The organism is Streptomyces sp. NPDC059443, from assembly GCF_042750105.1.
GTDB lineage: Bacteria > Actinomycetota > Actinomycetes > Streptomycetales > Streptomycetaceae > Streptomyces.
The window spans coordinates 51,588-67,256 of sequence record NZ_JBHYVM010000025.1 but is presented as its reverse complement, the minus strand read 5'-3'; the positions used below and the strand labels follow the sequence as shown (position 1 = coordinate 67,256).

15 protein-coding genes are annotated in these 15,669 nt (G+C 70.2%); 11 read left to right on the top strand and 4 right to left on the bottom strand.

Annotated features, from left to right (window positions below; all coding sequences use genetic code 11):
• Nucleotides 1–66: 66 nt before the first annotated feature.
• The gene (locus tag ACFXDJ_RS23490) at nt 67–333 is read right to left on the bottom strand and encodes a StsA-related sactipeptide RiPP (protein ID WP_384850192.1); all 267 of its coding nucleotides are present in this window, start codon (nt 331–333) and stop codon (nt 67–69) included.
• Nucleotides 334–699: 366 nt separating this feature from the next.
• Here ACFXDJ_RS23490 and ACFXDJ_RS23485 point away from each other — a divergent pair, with 366 nt between their 5' ends.
• The 8 genes from ACFXDJ_RS23485 (at nt 700) to ACFXDJ_RS23450 (ending at nt 8,714) form a co-directional block, all read left to right on the top strand.
• Nucleotides 700–1,452, top strand: a complete 753-nt coding sequence (locus ACFXDJ_RS23485; protein WP_384658841.1) for a BTAD domain-containing putative transcriptional regulator — start codon at nt 700–702, stop codon at nt 1,450–1,452.
• Between the two features lie 393 nt (nt 1,453–1,845).
• Complete coding sequence (locus ACFXDJ_RS23480; protein ID WP_384658843.1) at nt 1,846–2,358, top strand: XRE family transcriptional regulator; 513 nt, start codon at nt 1,846–1,848, stop codon at nt 2,356–2,358.
• Between the two features lie 178 nt (nt 2,359–2,536).
• Nucleotides 2,537–3,229 (top strand): hypothetical protein, encoded by a 693-nt coding sequence (locus ACFXDJ_RS23475; protein WP_384658846.1) that lies wholly within the window; start codon nt 2,537–2,539, stop codon nt 3,227–3,229.
• A gap of 2 nt (nt 3,230–3,231) precedes the next feature.
• A complete protein-coding gene (locus ACFXDJ_RS23470) occupies nt 3,232–4,413 on the top strand; it encodes an MAB_1171c family putative transporter (RefSeq protein ID WP_384658849.1) in 1,182 nt (393 codons plus the stop codon).
• Nucleotides 4,410–5,006 (top strand): hypothetical protein, encoded by a 597-nt coding sequence (locus ACFXDJ_RS23465; protein WP_384658852.1) that lies wholly within the window; start codon nt 4,410–4,412, stop codon nt 5,004–5,006. Before ACFXDJ_RS23470 ends, ACFXDJ_RS23465 begins: the two co-directional genes overlap by 4 nt.
• A 73-nt stretch (nt 5,007–5,079) precedes the next feature.
• Nucleotides 5,080–6,333 (top strand): peptidoglycan recognition protein, encoded by a 1,254-nt coding sequence (locus tag ACFXDJ_RS23460; protein ID WP_384850189.1) that lies wholly within the window; start codon nt 5,080–5,082, stop codon nt 6,331–6,333.
• 300 nt (nt 6,334–6,633) lie between these two features.
• Complete coding sequence (locus tag ACFXDJ_RS23455; protein ID WP_384658855.1) at nt 6,634–7,686, top strand: aromatic acid exporter family protein; 1,053 nt, start codon at nt 6,634–6,636, stop codon at nt 7,684–7,686.
• A 575-nt stretch (nt 7,687–8,261) separates the two neighbouring features.
• Nucleotides 8,262–8,714, top strand: a complete 453-nt coding sequence (locus ACFXDJ_RS23450; RefSeq protein ID WP_384658861.1) for a nucleoside deaminase — start codon at nt 8,262–8,264, stop codon at nt 8,712–8,714.
• A 75-nt stretch (nt 8,715–8,789) separates the two neighbouring features.
• Here the strand turns inward: ACFXDJ_RS23450 and xdhC are convergent, their stop codons facing one another.
• Genes xdhC through ACFXDJ_RS23435 form a run of 3 tightly spaced genes read right to left on the bottom strand, consistent with a single transcriptional unit; the run spans nt 8,790 to nt 13,541 of the window.
• A complete protein-coding gene (gene xdhC / locus ACFXDJ_RS23445) occupies nt 8,790–9,599 on the bottom strand; it encodes a xanthine dehydrogenase accessory protein XdhC (RefSeq protein ID WP_384662349.1) in 810 nt (269 codons plus the stop codon).
• A 1-nt stretch (nt 9,600) separates the two neighbouring features.
• A complete protein-coding gene (xdhB, locus tag ACFXDJ_RS23440) occupies nt 9,601–12,078 on the bottom strand; it encodes a xanthine dehydrogenase molybdopterin binding subunit (protein ID WP_384662333.1) in 2,478 nt (825 codons plus the stop codon).
• Nucleotides 12,075–13,541 (bottom strand): xanthine dehydrogenase small subunit, encoded by a 1,467-nt coding sequence (locus ACFXDJ_RS23435; RefSeq protein WP_384662336.1) that lies wholly within the window; start codon nt 13,539–13,541, stop codon nt 12,075–12,077. Before ACFXDJ_RS23435 ends, xdhB begins: the two co-directional genes overlap by 4 nt.
• Nucleotides 13,542–14,052: 511 nt before the next feature.
• Between ACFXDJ_RS23435 and ACFXDJ_RS23430 the strand changes: the two genes are divergently transcribed.
• The 3 genes from ACFXDJ_RS23430 to ACFXDJ_RS23420 all read left to right on the top strand — a co-directional run bounded on the left by ACFXDJ_RS23430 (nt 14,053) and on the right by ACFXDJ_RS23420 (nt 15,641).
• Complete coding sequence (locus ACFXDJ_RS23430; RefSeq protein ID WP_384662338.1) at nt 14,053–14,742, top strand: RNA polymerase sigma factor; 690 nt, start codon at nt 14,053–14,055, stop codon at nt 14,740–14,742.
• 68 nt (nt 14,743–14,810) lie between these two features.
• Nucleotides 14,811–15,437 carry a hypothetical protein gene (locus tag ACFXDJ_RS23425; RefSeq protein ID WP_384850186.1) on the top strand — a complete coding sequence of 209 codons (627 nt, stop codon included), beginning with the start codon at nt 14,811–14,813 and terminating at the stop codon, nt 15,435–15,437.
• A 39-nt stretch (nt 15,438–15,476) separates the two neighbouring features.
• On the top strand, nt 15,477–15,641 hold the full coding sequence (locus tag ACFXDJ_RS23420; RefSeq protein WP_384662344.1) for a hypothetical protein: 165 nt from the start codon (nt 15,477–15,479) through the stop codon (nt 15,639–15,641).
• The last annotated feature ends 28 nt before the right edge of the window (nt 15,642–15,669 follow it).

The window sequence follows — 15,669 nt, the reverse complement described above, 5'->3', positions numbered from 1 at the left end:
TCCCTGGGGTGGCACGGGCGCAGCCCGACGCGAACGGCCGCCGGGCCCCGCCCGTGAACTGCTCTCCTACTGCTCCGCTTGACCCGAGCCCGACCAGAGGCCGCAGGCACACAGCATCGCGGCGTCGAAGCCCTCCTTCGTGGCCTCGGGCGAGGACCACTCCTGGGAGTGGGCGGCCACGTCCGGAAGGATCGCCGCGAGGCGGGTCTTCGTGGAGATGAGGACGTTGGTCTCCTCAGGGGTCAGGCTCGCGTAGAACTCTTCGAGCGCGGGCGCCATCGTGCCGCCGACAACGCCGGCGGCACGGAGCGCCTCCAGGGAGTTGAAGGACATGTCTTCCACCTTTCGCAGTGTCCGATCGATCGGGGATGCAACCGAGACTGCGCGCGGCGGATCGGCGAAACAACCCCACAAATGTGGGTTGTGCCGGAACGGCGGCCGGGACATACGCGCGCGGACGGGCCCTGCCCCGGAAGGGAGTCCGGAAGGAATCCGGAAGGAGTCCGGAGGAGTCTGGAAGGGAGTTCAGAGCGGCTTGAACCGGCCACTCGGGGGTGTTGACGATCTCCATGCCGTGCTTCACGCTCATACCACAGCTGTTGTGAAGCTCATGTGAATTGCACGGGGATATCGGCACCGGAGATCAACGACACACCCAGTCGGCGGGCCAACCACCCGTCGGACGACCCGAGAGGTGCGATGAATCCCACAGGCTCCGGCATCGTGCGCATATCGCTGCTGCCAGGCTTTGTCTGCCGCACGGACCAACGGGTCGCCGATCTCAGCGACATCCAGCAACGGCTCGTGGCGGCCCTGGCGATCGGCGACCGCCCGGTGGGGCGCGGGGAGCTCGCCGCCAGGCTCTGGCCGGACGTCCCGCCCGCCCGGTCAGGGGCGCGATTACGCCAAACTTTGTGGCGGCTGAACCAGGCTACGGCCGGAGCCGTGCTGCGGGCCTCCAACACCACGATCACCTTGGCCGATGAGGTCGAGGTCGACTACCGGACGGCCTCCGCTCTGGTGTCCGCCGTGTCACGGGCCGGCGGGGCGGCGAGCGGCGGCGACAGTCCGCCGCACGCGTGGAGCCTGTTGCGCCACCCACTGCTGTACAGCTGGGACCACGACTGGCTCGTGCCGTTCCAGGAGAAGTGGAAGCTGCAGCGGGTCCAGACGCTGGAGCGGCTCGCCGAAACGTTCCTGCTTCACCGGCAGCACTCCGCGGCGCTCGAACTGGCCGACGCTGCCGCCCAGGCCGACCCGCTGCGGGAGGGCCCCCGGCGCATCGCCGTCCAATCGTGCCTCTCGGTCGGCGAGGTCGCCGACGCGCACCGCCGGTACCGCCGCTACCGGGAACTGCTCATATCGGAACTGGGAGTCGCCCCGAGCGGTGCCATCCCGCAGCTCCTGAGACAGGACCGCGACCGCCAGCTCGCCCTGACGGTGGAGTACTGACCTCCGCACCGGCGCGGCCACCGCGGCCACCGCGGCCACCGGCGAGCTCTGCGCCGACCGTGGGCTGAGGACCCCCGTACCTCAGCCCACGTTCTCGCCCATCAGCATCGACACTCAGCAGACTAGACGTGAACCGTCGAGCGACCGAGTGCCACATCATCTAGTGGGCTAGATGGCTGGATGAAGATACGTCGCCGGACACCGGCCTTGTCAAGGGAAGTGCGGGGTATTCGTGCGGCGCCGTGGTGTGGGTCACTTTCACGGACGGCCGCTAGCGGGGTAGACGCAATTCGTTGGACAGTGTGGCGACATCCATCTAGTTCGGTAGACAATGAGGGCTGTGGTCCAGCAGTGGACCACGAGATCCGGCAGTAGACAGGAGCAGTGACGGTGATGGGTGAGGAAACCCCCACCGGCCGCCGAGACACCATGGGCGACCGCCTCGGCTTCTTGATCGAGACGATCCACCCGGCGGGCCGCGGCCCGTACACGTACCAGGAGATCGCCGACGGCACGAGGAAGCTGGCCGGCCCCTCCGTTTCGCACGGCACGGTCCAGACCATCCGCTTGAACAACAACCCGAACCCCGGCATCGACTCGATCCGCGCGATCGCCAACTTCTTCGGTGTCACCGTCGGATACCTCGCCGACGGCGAGAACGCCGAGGCCATCGAGCAGCGGATCGAGGAGCGGATCACGCGGCTCCGCGAGGAGATGGGCAGGGCGGCGGCGGCCGACGAGTTCGCCCAGGTCCTGGAGGACGAGGAGGTCAAGGCCGCGGCCTTCCGCCTCAGCGGGCTGTCCGCCGGGTCCATGCGCTCCGTCACCGGCCTGATCAAGCAGCTCCGGAAGGCCGAAGGGCTTCCGGACGTGAAGCCCCGCCGTCGCCGCCGCAAGGAAACCTGAGACGCGAATCAGTCACACGGCCCGCACAAACAAGGGTCTTTCGGTCGGTCGGTACGTCCACTGTCGGCCACGCGTGTGCTTCCCGTTACTCTCAAAAACGATCGGGAGCGCGAACAGCCGAACGACACGGGCTGTTGAGCCTCGCGCCGGTGCGGGCCAACGGGCGGGAAGGGCGACTATGCGGTGGTGGAAGCGCGCCGACGCGCAGTGCGCCGCCGTCGCGGACCAGCTCGTCATCCCCCAGCCGTTCGACCTCGAAGTCTTCTGCGAGGGCATAGCCGAGCAGCGCGGCCGGCCGCTGATCCTGCTGCCTCTCGACGGTCCGCCCGATCCGGCCCTGCCGTGCGGGATCTGGCTCGGCCTGGAGGTGGCCGACCTCGTCTTCTACGACGCCGTCGCGGCCGAGATCCTCAAGGTGCAGATCGTCCTCCACGAGATCTCCCACATGCTGCTCGGTCATGTCGCCCCCGAGCTCGACATGCCGGAACAGCCGTCGGAGCACGAGATCGCCCGTGCCACCGAGCACTTCCAGCGCCTGCTGACCCGCACCCAGACGGCCGTCTCCGGTCTCGACCGGCCCGAGCTTCCCGTGGCCTCGGTCATCCGCGCCGAGGCGGCCCGGATCAGGAGCGTGGCCCGCAGGACCGAATCGATCGACGAGGAACTCGGCCTCGACATCGAGCGCCTGGCGCACCTCATGGGGCGGAGCAAGTTCGCCAGCCCGCAGGAGCGCCAGGCCGAGACCCTGGCCACGCTCATCCACGAGCGCGCCGGCCGCTACACGACGCAGTCGACCTCCAGCGAGGCCGAGGACCGTCTCGCTCGCCTCCATGACGCCCTCGGGCACCCCGTTCGAAACACGTGGTCGTGAAAGTGAAGCATCTCGAAATCGCCGTCTTGGTCATGCTGTGGACGGTGACGCTCTGGCGCCTCCCCTCAGCCCTGCGAACCGCCAAACAGCGGGCCCTGTGGACGGCGTTCGCCGCCCTGACCCTCTCCATGACGCTCCGCCTCCCCGAGGTGATACGCGGCTTGGACGAGTGGGCGGGAATCAACAACCTCTCCACCCTCGTCAAACACTGGCTGGGCATGATCGCGGCCGGCGCGGTCGTCGAGTTCGTCGTCGCCATCGCCCGCCCGGAGACCGGCCGCCGGCCGCGGACCCGCCACTACGTCGCCCTGACCGCGATGACGGTCATGGCGGTGCTCTTCATCTTCCTCGTCCCGCGCCCTTACGAAGCGGCCGACTTCTTCGAGGAGAACGTCGGCCACGGCTGGGCCACCGTCTACTACCTCGTCTTCGTCGTCTACCTCGGCATCGCCATGGCCACCGCCACCCGGCTCTTCTGGGGCAGCGCGCGGCACGCCAGCGCCCGATGGCTCCGGACCGGCGTGCGCCTCATGGGCATCGGAACCGCCATCGGCGTCCTCTACACCCTGGTACGGGCCGGGTACATGACGAGCCGCCTCGTGGGCCTCACGGACAGCACCAGCGACGTGGCCGTAGACAACGCCACCGATGTCCTGAAGTACATGGCGATCGGCTTCATCCTCGTAGGAAGCAGCATCCCCGCCTTCGGCGTGGCCTGGCGGACCGTCCAGGACGGCCGTCACCACCGGCAGCTCCAGCCGCTCTGGCAGGACCTGACCGCGGTCACCCCGGACATCGTCCTCAAGGCCGGACTCCTGCGCAGCCCGCGCCTGCGGCTGTACCGGCGGGTGATCGAGATCCGCGACGCGGCCCTGGCCCTCGACGCCTACGCCGCCGCCGACATCCGCGAGCGGGCGCGGACCGCCGCGCGTCGGGCGGGATTCGACCCGGAGACGAGCCCGGCGGCCGAAGCCCTCTGGATGCGGGCAGCGCGCGAAACCAAGGGACGCGGCGCCCTGCCCGCCGCGAACACGCGCAAGCCCGGCACCGAGGGGATCGACGACCTCGACTTCACCACCGAGGTGGACCGGCTCATCCAGCTCGCCCGGATCTACCACTCCCCCGTGGCCGACGAGTTCCTCACCGCGACCACGCGGGAGACTACGCGGGAGACCACGGCGTGACGGCCACGATCACCCGGCCCGGTGAATCCCGGACCGCCCGCCTGTTCACCGACGGGCTCGCCCCCAAGACCTGGATCGTCGCCGACACCCTCCTCATCGGCTGGCACACGGGCCGCCTCGCCGGGGTCGGCTGGGGCCTCCTCGGCTGCCTGTTCACCGCGGTCCTTCCGCTGGCGTTCATCAACTACGGCATCCGCCGCGGCCGCTGGACCGACCGGCACGCCGGCCAGCGTCAACAGCGCGTCATCGTCCTGACCTTCGTCGTCTCCTCGGTCACCACCGGCATCCTGCTGCTGTGGGCCTTCGGTGCTCCCCGGACCATGACCGCGCTGATCGCGGCCATGCTGGTCACTCCCGCGGTCCTCCTCGCGGTGACCCCCGTCTGGAAGATCAGCGTGCACGCGGCCGTGGCCGGCGGAAGCGTCGCCATGCTCGCCATGACCTACGGGCCCTGGGCGCTCCTCGCCTGCCCCCTGGTCGCGGCCGTCGGCTGGTCCCGGGTGGAGCTGAAGGACCACACCCCCGCCCAGGCCCTCGTAGGAGCGGCCGTGGGCGCGGCCGTCGCGTCCGGCACCTTCGCGCTGGTCCGCTAGGGGCTCAGCCGTCAGTAGGATCCGGCGGATCAGGTGTTGTGGCACGGGGATTCGCTACGGGGCGGGGAACGACGTGAGACTGGGTCAGGTGCGGGGCTCCGCGCTGGCCGCCGCCGTCGGTGTGGCAGCGGTGCTCGGCTTCCAGGCAGTGGCAGGGGGATCCGGAGGATCCGGACCGGATTCCCACGGAGCCGGGGGATCGGGCGAGGCGAAGGCGTACGGCGCCGGTGCGAGCGTGCGGCGGACCGGTCCCGCAGCGGGCGCGATGCGCACGCTCGCGCTGAAGCCGACCGGCGACGGCGGGGCCGCGCTCGCGCGGCGGCACACCGGTCTCTTCGGTCTCCTGGGCGTGTCCTGGACCGACCCCGCGGCGCAGGTGGAGGACACCATCCAGGCCCGCGCCCGTAGCGCGGAGACCGGCGAGTGGTCCGACTGGATCACGCTGGACCCCTTACCGGCCGGGCTCGACGGCAGGCGCCCCGGTGCGCACGGTGCGACCGAGCCCGTCTGGGTCGGCGCGTCGGACGGTGTCGAGGTGCGCGTGAGCGGCGGCGTCCTCCCCGCCGGCCTCGAAGTGGACCTGGTGGAGCCGGGCACCCCCGGCACCCCCGGCACCCCCGGCTCCGCAGGGAAGAAGGGCGGGGTCAACGCCGGGCCCGCGGCCTTCGCCACCACCACACCTCACCCCGGGCCGGTCTCCACGGCGCCACGGCCCGAGGTGGTCTCGCGGGCGGAATGGAACGCCGACGAGAGCCTGGACAACGAGGCCCCGGCCTACCTGCCGGGCTCCAGGGTCAAGGCCGTCTTCGTCCACCACACCGCCGACGCGGCCCCGTACGACTGCTCGCAGTCCGCGGCCATCGTCCGGGGCATCCACACTTACCACGTGAAGACCAACGGGTGGCGGGACCTCGGCTACAACTTCCTGGTCGACAAGTGCGGCACCATCTTCGAGGGCCGCCGGGGCGGCATCGACCAGCCCGTCTACGGAGCGCACACCTACGGCTGGAACTCCGAGTCGACGGGTATCGCCGTACTCGGCGACTACACGAGCACCGGGGCTTCGGAGGCCGCCCTGGAGTCCGTCGCCCGGATCGCCGCCTACAAACTCGGCCAGTACGGCGGCGACTTGAACGCCACGGTCACTCTGGTGGCGGGCGCGGACCAGAAGAACGGCTTCGGCACCCCCTTCGTGGCGGGCCGGCCGTACCCGTTCAAGGCGGTCTCGGGCCACCGCGACGGCTTCAACACCGCGTGCCCGGGCCACTCCCTGTACGCGCAGCTGGACTTGATCCGGAGCTCCGGCCCCGCCGCCCGGCTGGCGTGACCAGCCGACGCTCAAGGAGCCCTTCAGGGGATCCCCGGCCGTGCGGTGGGCCGACGGGGCGGCCGGGATCGAGCTCCCGGAGGCCAAGGCCGCACGGGGACGCTCGCCGACCGTACGGAGAAGGGCTGCGGGAGCGCATCGCGCTCCTGACCCGGCCGAGGACTTCCCCCGCCGGGCCCGTCGTGACATGCCGCTCCTCGGCGTAATGGGGCTGACGGAGCCTTCGACGGCCGCACGCTGTGCCTGTCGGTCGCGGTAGGCCCGGCCGGCAGCGGAACGACGAAGAGGAAAGAAGCGCGGATGAGCGACAGCGTCGACGCCGTCCGGCCACGACGCGCCGACCGGGCCCGCGAGATCGTGTCCACGGAGGGGCCCGCGGCGGCGCGCATCGTGGTCACCGTCGCCGTCGCCTGGCAGGTCGCACTGTGGCTGGGCGCCGACCAGCCGCCGGTCTACGCGGCGATCGTTCCCCTGGTCGCCCTGCGCAGCGATCCCATGACCGCCGTGGGGACCTCGTTGCAGCGGGTGCTGGGCGTGGTGGCCGGCGTGCTGCTCGGGATGGCGGTCCTGGGCGCACTGCACCTCTCGACGGCCACACTGGCGCTGGTGGTGGCCCTCGGTCTGGGCCTCGGCATGGTCCTGCGGGCCGGCGGGGGGCTCAACATCCAGGTGGCGGCCTCCTCCCTGCTGGTCTTCGCCAGCGAATCGCCCGGCTCCTACGCCTTCCACCGGGTCTGGGAGACCGGGGCGGGGGCGGTGGTCACGGTCCTGCTGGCCCCGCTGCTGTGGCCCGCCGACCCGGTCCGCGTGCTGTCCCGCATCGCCGGCGACTGCCGCACCCACCTGGTGCAGGCCCTCAGGGGCACGATGGCGGTCCTGGGTACCGATCCCGCCGCCGCGCGGGACAACCTGGCGCTCGTGGGATCCCACACCGAGGCGGTACGGGCCGCGGCCACCCGGGCCCGGCAGGCCGAGCAGGCCATGCGGTTCAATCCTCTGCACCGGCGCGACCGCGATGCCGTACGGCTGCTGGCCCGGGCGGTCGCCACCGCCGACACCCTCACCATCCACGTGTCGACCCTGGCCAGGGAGGTCGCCGCGTTCACCGGCAGGGACGACCTCGTCCCCGTCCTGGCCCGGTCCGGGCACCGGCTGCCCGCCGTGGTGTCCGCCACCGTGCGTGCCATCGAGCGCACGCTGAGTGCGGAAGACCCCCGGGCCGCCGTGAGCACGGCCCGCGGCGCATTGGCCGCCTACGCCCACGAGGATCCCCGGCCCGCGGCCGTGGCTCTGCGGCGCCCCTTCCAGCTGATCCTGGACGACCTGGAGCCGCCGCCCCGTCCGGGCGGCTGACGCACCTGTATCATGGCGCCCCCGTCGGGACAGGACGCCCAGAAATGGACGAATCGGATAAGATGTATCTACGACGGGATTCTCCGGCCCGGGCACGAAGCCCGCGGAGCACCCCGTACGGTCAACCTCGCCCAGCAGCAGTCGACTTGACCACCGCACCCCGCGCGGACGGGGTCCCTCGGCCGGCGCGGATCTCGTGATCGAACCGAGGTCATCGGGCCATGGAACGACGTCTTTCGGACGTCTCTACAAGAGTGGCCGACCGGTCGGCCAACTCCTTTATGGGTTTGGTGACTTTTCCCGGCGGCGCGGGGCCGATGTACTTGCGCTATTGCACATTGACAGCATGTGAACAAGCGCCGAAGGGCCGGCAGAGGATTCCTGATGACCATTCAAGACTTCTTCAGTCCGCACCCGAGCTGAAGCCGACCCACACCCCGGCCTCACGAAAGCGCATTGACGGCGCCCGCCGCGCCAACCTCCCCATTCGGTGGGTCCCCACCGTCCGCGACCAAGGAGTCAAATTGACTGCGCACACGCAGGAAAAGTCCGTCCAGGAGATCGAGCGCACCTGGATGGACGAGGCCATCGGCCTTGCCACGAACAGCGTGAAGAACGGCGGCGGTCCGTTCGGCGCACTGATCGCCAAAGACGGCGAAATAGTCGCGATCGGAAACAACAACGTCACCTCGCACCTGGACCCGACGGCCCACGGCGAGGTAACCGCGATCCGCGCCGCCTGCCAGAAGCTGGGCACCTTCTCGCTCGAAGGCTGTGTCCTGGTCACCTCGTGCGAACCGTGTCCGATGTGTCTTTCCTCCGCGCTGTGGGCGCGAGTGGACCGGATCATCTTCGCCGCCGACCGTGATGACGCCGCGGTGGCCGGATTCGACGACCGCAAGTTCTACGACCTGTTCGAGAAGCAGCCCGCGGAGCTGTGGCCGATGTCGATCGAGCGCGTGGACATGCCGAACCGCAACGCGCCGTTCGACGCGTGGGTCGCCAAGACCGACCGCATCGACTACTGATCGCATAAACTTCTGCAAACCTGAAAAGGTGCCCCGCACTCGTGCGGGGCACCTTTTGTTTGTCAGGTCTGCCGGTCAGTCGCCCTCGGCTTCGAAGGTGCACAGCAGATCGGCGGCGACGCTCACGGCGATCGTCGCCGGCTCCTTGCCGGTGATGTCGGCCAGCCCGATCGGGGTCTTGATCCGGTCGATGGTGGCCTCGTCGTGCCCGCCCTCGGTGGAGAGGCGCTTACGGAACCGCACCCACTTGGCCGCCGACCCGATCAGCCCGATGGAGCCGAGGTGGTCGGTGCGCAGGGCGGCGTCGCACAGAGCGGCGTCCTCGGCGTGATCATGGGTCATGATCAGGACGTGGGTGCCGCGCGGCAGGTCCTCCAGCACCTCCTCGGGCAGCAGCGGCGTGTGGTGCACGTGCACCTGCGCCACCGCGTCCGAGAGGACATCGAGCCGCTCCTTGGTGAGCATGTCGGAGCGGGTGTCGATCAGATGGAGGTCGAGGTCCTGACGTGCGAGGATGCGCGCCAGTTCCAGCCCTACGTGCCCTACGCCGAACACCGCCACCGCCCGAACCACCGGCAGGGGTTCGAGCAGCACCGAGACGGTGCCTCCGCAGCACTGCACGCCGTGCTGGTTGGTCACTTTGTCGTTCAGGGCGAAATCGATCAGCTCCGGCTCGGGCTTGGACGTTTCGATCATCTCCCGAGCCCGGTCGATCGAGACGGCCTCCACATTGCCGCCTCCGATGGAGCCCCACGTCTCGCCGTGCCCCACCACCAGCTTCGCACCGGCGTCGCGCGGGGCATGGCCGCGCACGGTCGCGACGGTCACCAGCACGCCGGACTCCCGACGTGCCCGCAACCGCGCGACCGCGGCGACCCACGTCATGTCAGGCACCGCTCAACGCTGACGCGTCGGTACGGACCCTGCCGTGGGAGGCATGGCCGTTCCCGGCGTGGCCAACCGCGGCCTGACCGTTCCCGGCGTGCTCACCCGCGGAGAATTCGTCACTGGCGTGACCGTGCTGGGCGGCGGCGCCCTGACGGACCTCCTCGATCGCCCAGTACACCGCTTCCGGCGTAGCCGGCGAGGCCAGCTCGACGATGGTTCCGGGCGTGCCGAACGCGCCGGCCGCCTCGCGCAGCGCCTCGCGGACCGAGAACGCCAGCATCAGCGGAGGCTCACCGACCGCCTTGGAACCGTAGACCGCACCCTCTTCGGTGGCGTTCTCCAGCAGCCTGACGTTGAACTCCTCGGGCATCTCCGAGAAGCTCGGCAGCTTGTACGTGCTCGCCGCCTGGGTCAGCAGCCGGCCGCGGTTCGGGCCGTCGCTGGCATCCCAGCGCATGTCCTCGAGCGTGAGCCAGCCCGCACCCTGGACGAAGCCGCCCTCGACCTGACCGATGTCGATCATCGGGGAGAGGCTGTCGCCGACGTCGTGGACGATGTCCACGCGCCGGATGCGGTACTTGCCGGTGAAGCCGTCCACCTCGACCTCGGCCGCCGCGGCGCCGTAGGAGAAGTACTTGAACGGCGAGCCCCGGAAAGCCTGCGCGTCCCAGTGCAGACCCTCGGTGCGGTAGTAGCCGGCGGCCGAGAGCTGGACGCGCTGGAAGTACGCGGTGCGCACCAGGTCGTCCCAGGCCAGTTCCTTGTCGCTGCCGAGGACCCGTGCGACGCCCTCGACGATGCGCACGTCCGAACCGTTCGCACCCAGCTGGGAGGCGGCCACCTGCAGCAGTCGCTCGCGCAGCTGCTCACAGGCGTTCTTGATCGCCCCGCCGTTGAGGTCCGCGCCGGAGCTGGCCGCGGTGGCGGAGGTGTTGGGCACCTTGTCCGTACGCGTCGGGGCGAGGCGCACCTTGTGCAGCGGGATGCCCAGCGTGGTCGCGGCCACCTGCATCATCTTGGTGTGCAGGCCCTGGCCCATCTCGGTGCCGCCGTGGTTGATCAGGACGGAGCCGTCCTTGTAGATCAGTACCAGCGCGCCGCCCTGGTTGAAGGCGGTGAGGTTGAACGAGATGCCGAACTTGATGCCGGTGATCGCGAGCGCCCGCTTGGTGTGCGGGTGCGCGGCGTTGAAGGCCGCGATCTCGCGCTTGCGCTCGGCGACGCCGGCGTCCTGCTGGAGCTGGTCCCAGATGATGGAGATCCGCTCGGGCTGCGGAACGAGCTGCCCGTACGGCGTCTCCTGGCCCTGTCCCGGCTGGTAGAAGTTGCGCGAGCGCAGCTCCATGGGGTCCAGGCCGAGCTGCGGCGCGCACCGGCCGAGGATGTCCTCGATCACCAGCATGCCCTGCGGGCCGCCGAAACCGCGGAAGGCGGTGTTGGAGACCTTGTTGGTCTTGGCGATGCGACCGGCGACACGCGCGTTGGGAATCCAGTACGTGTTGTCGATGTGACACAGCGCACGAGCCGTCACCGGCTCGGACAGGTCCAGGCTCCAGCCTCCGTCGGAGGTCAGCGTGGCGTCGAGGGCCTGGATGCGGCCGTCGGCGTCGAAGCCGATCTTCCACGTGGCGTGGAAGCCGTGGCGCTTGCCGGACATGGTCAGGTCCTGGGTGCGGTTGAGCCGCACTCGGACGGGCCGGCCGGTCAGCTTGGCACCGAGGGCGGCGATCGCCGCGAACCCGTGCGGCTGCATCTCCTTGCCGCCGAAGCCGCCACCCATCCGCAGGCACTGCACGGTCACCTCGTGACTGTGCAGGCCGAGGACGTGCGCGACGATCTCCTGCGTCTCCGAGGGGTGCTGGGTGCTGCTCTGGATGAACAGCTGCCCGCTCTCGTCGATCTGGGCGAGGGCCGCGTGCGTCTCCAGGTAGAAGTGCTCCTGGTCGGAGAACTGGAACTCACCCGTGAAGACGTGCGCGGAGTCGGCGAAGCCGGCGTCCACGTCTCCGGCCACCATCAGCGGCCGGGCGCCGTGGAAGGCCTCGGCGTCGATGGCCTCGCGCAGCGTGATCACGGAGGGCAGCTCGTCGAGCTCCACCTCGACGGCCTCCGCACCGAGCCGGGCCGCCTCCAGGGTCTCACCGAGCACCCAGGCGACCGCGTGGCCGTGGTACATGACCGTGTCGGGGAACAGCGGCTCGTCGTGCTTCATGCCGGCGTCGTTGACACCGGGCACGTCGGCGACGGTCAGCACGCGGACCACACCGGGCACGGCGAGCGCGGGCTCCGTGCGCAGCGCCGTGATCTTGCCGTGGGTCTTCATGACCTGGACCGGGTAGGCGTGCAGCACGTCCTTGCTGCGGTAGATCAGGTCGTCCGTGTAGAGCGCGGTGCCCGTGACGTGCTGCGTGGCGCTCTCGTGCTGCATCGATATGCCGACGACAGGCTTCTCGGGAATCTCGGACAAATGGCTCATGACGACACCGCCTCGGTGGTTTCGGCGTACAGCTTGCGCAGGCTCGTGCCGAGCATCGCGGAGCGATAGAGGGCACTGGCGCGGTGGTCGCTCATCGGGGTGCCTTCGCCCCGCAGTTCGCGGGCCGCGGCCTCGACGGTCTCCGCCGACCACGGCTTGCCCTCAAGGGCGGCCTCGGTGGCGAGGGCGCGGATCGGAGTGGCGGCCACGCCGCCCAGGCCGATGCGCGCCTTGCGGACGATCCCGTCCTCGATTTCGAGCGCGAAGGCGACGGCCACGCTGGAAATGTCGTCGAAGCGCCGCTTGGCGATCTTGTGGAAGGCCGCTACGGGCGCCAGCGGCAGCGGGATCCGCACCGCGCGGATCAGCTCGCCGGGACGGCGCACGCTCTGGCGGTAGCCGGTGAAGTAGTCCACGAGCGGGACCACGCGCTCACCGTCGGCGTGCGCGAGCACCAGCGACGCCTCCAGCGCGAGCAGCACCGGCGGGCTGTCACCGATGGGGGAACCGGTACCGAGGTTGCCGCCGAAGGTGGCGCTGTTGCGGATGAGCCGCGAAGCGAACTGCGGGAACAGCTCCGCCAGCAGCGGCACGCTGCCGTCGAGGCGCCGCTCGATCTCCGTGAGCGTCAGCGCCGCACCGATCTCGATGTGGTCGGCTTCGACCCGCAGCTCCCGGAGTTCGGCGAGCCGGTCGATCGCGACCACGAGCTTGGCCCGGCGGGAACGGATGTTCACCTCCACGCCCCAGTCGGTGCTGCCGGAGACCACCTGGGCGTCGGGGCGCTCGTTCAGCAGCCGCAGTGCGTCGGCCAGGGTGGCCGGGCGCAGGAAGGAGCTGTCGTCCTGGGTGTACTCGGTGGCGACCGCCTCCGGCGGGGCCTGCTCGCGACGCTGCGCCAGCGCATCGTCCTCGGCGGGCATGCCGACGGCGTACGCGGCATCGCGGATCGGGCGGTAGCCCGTACAGCGGCACAGGTTGCCGCTCAGCGAGTGCAGGTCGAAGCCGTTCGGACCGTGCTCGGGGTCGGCGTGCTCACCCTCCGCGACCTCGTGGGCACACCGGTCGGACCGGTAGTACTCGGAGGCCATGCTGCAGATGAAGCCCGGCGTGCAGTAACCGCACTGGGAGCCGCCGCGGACGGCCATCTCCTCCTGCACGGGGTGCAGCTCGGTCGGCGTACCGGACGCGTCGACGGTGGCCAGACCCTCGGAGGTGATGACCTCCTGGCCGTCGAGTCCCGCGACCGGGAGCAGGCAGGCGTTGACCGCCACCCAGTCCGTGGGCTTGTCCACGCCGGGACGGGCCACCATGACGGAACAGGCGCCGCATTCACCCTCGGCGCAGCCCTCCTTGGTGCCGGTGAGTCCGCGCTCGCGCAGGAAATCCAGCACCGTGGTCTGGGGTGTGGCCGGAGCGATCGGCGTTTCTTTCCCATTGACCGTAATACGCGCCGCTACCATGGCACGTCCTCATTTCGGCGCACGGTGGATCGGACTATCTCAGTAGCCATTTCAGGAGCTTTCTATTTCGGTGGCGCAGCTCATGAACCCGGAGCGCGGCAAAACGGCGCGCAACGACGTGTCTAAGCGGTGGCGGAGACGCAAAGATGCCCGGGGCCACAAAAAAGGGCACACCGGGAGGGGGGCTGTTCAGCAGCCGTGTGCGACACGACCCGGAGCCCAGGCGATCTGGTGAGCGAGGCGAGACAGCGCGGAGATGGTGGACATCCGACTTCGCCTCCTTCAAGTAGCTCACGAGTCGTTGCGGTCGAATTTACGTCGCCGTAGTGCTTCGGTCAAGCCAATGTTGGGTCGATCCCCCGAAGGGCGGCCATGTCGTGCGGCGGCTCTTCGTACGCGAAACCAGTCGCGCACACACCTGCCCCTTGGTTCACTCCCTTCCGCCCGGAAGCCGCCCCTCCGGGACCGTGACCGGGGTCACAGGGAACGTTCGGGCGGGCGGGTTCCTCTCTTGGGTGACAGCGCCGGTACTTCGGACGGCCCCGACGCGGCCCAGGAGGCCCTGACCGTGATCTTCAAGAACATCGGGCACCTGCACGAGCCCGCCGCACTGTTCGGCTGGGCCCGTGCCATCACGGTGCGGGAGGCGGTACGGATGGCCCACCGCGGCCCCCGCGCCGTGGCGGCCGAGCTCCACGAGGTACCCGCTCCGGGCGATCCGCAGCTGGCCGCCGACATCCGCGACGTACTCGACCGGCTGACCCCGGAGCACCGGGCGGTGCTCACCCTCCGTGACCTCGAAGGGCTCGACGAGCAGGCCGTCGGCGAACTGCTCGCCCTGCCCGTCGGCACCGTCAAATCAGCCGACCTGGAGAACGAGCTGCCCCGGCTGCTGCCCGACGTACGGTCCCTCGCGGTCACCTCGGCCGACGGAGAACGGCTCGAAGCGTACGCCCGCGGCTACGGCGGGGTACGGGCCCGGTTCGACATCGTGCTGCGGCCCGGCTGGTGCCTCATGCAGAGCAGGTTCCTGCTCGGCGGCATGGCAGCCGTCCCGGACGGGGATGCCACCCGGTTCGCGTTCCTCGGCGGCTTCCGCTTCCCGGGCACCCGACTGCTCCGGCCGGCGTTGCGGCCGCTCGGCGAGCACTACGGCCCGGCGGTACTGCGCCGGCTGCGCGGCCGCCTCGACATCGGCTGACGACCTCCTGCGGCCGGCCCGTCGCCCGTCGCCTTCCCTTCCCCGCGATCCCTCGTATGGAGAACCCTGTGAAGCGCTATGCCTTCGCAGCCCTGTGGGCTGCCCTTCTCGTCCAGCTGGTCTGGTGCCTCGCGCACCGTCCGGACACCTTCGCCATCGCGGTGATGGCCGTACTGGGCGCGTTCGCCGCACTGCACGGCCGGTGGCGGTGGCTCGCCGTGTCCGTCCGGTTCCTGATGGCCGCCGACTTCCTCCTGTCGGTCGGCGACCGCTTCGGCGCCTTCGGCCCGCCCGGAACCCCCGGATCGCCCTGGGGGGACTTCGCGCACTTCGTCTCGTACACCCGGGACGTGAGCTCGTTCCTCCCGGCCGGCCTCGCGCCCCTCCTGGCGGTGCTGGCCACCATCGGCGAGACCGTCCTCGGACTCGCGCTCCTGCTCGGAGTGCGCCTCCGGTACACCGCGCTCGGCTCGGCGGGCCTGCTGTTCGCCTTCGGGGTCTCGATGACCCTCTCGCTGCCGGCTGCCGAGCAGTTCCGGTACAGCGTCTTCCTGCTGTGCGCGGGCATGCTCGCGCTGTCCACCGCGGACCGGCACGCCTGGAGCGTCGACGGCCTCGTAGCCCGGCGCAGGGCTCTACGCGGCCGGCCGGCGAGCGCCGAATATTCCCGTGCCCCGGGGAAACCCGCTCACTAGACTCGCCGTGCGCGCTGCCGACAGGGCACCGCGTGCCTGATGCCGAACGAAGAGAAGGGGAGCCGCGCCGTGTACTCGTACAACACCGCCGTGTACCGCACCGCCGCCTGGGCTCCCCCGTCCCGGTACGACGTGATCCCGGTGTCTCGGGGCGCGCGGTGCCGGCTGCGCGGCCGTCACCGTATGCCCGTGACCCACCTTTAGGTTCCGTCCTACAGGTCCTTCAGGTCCT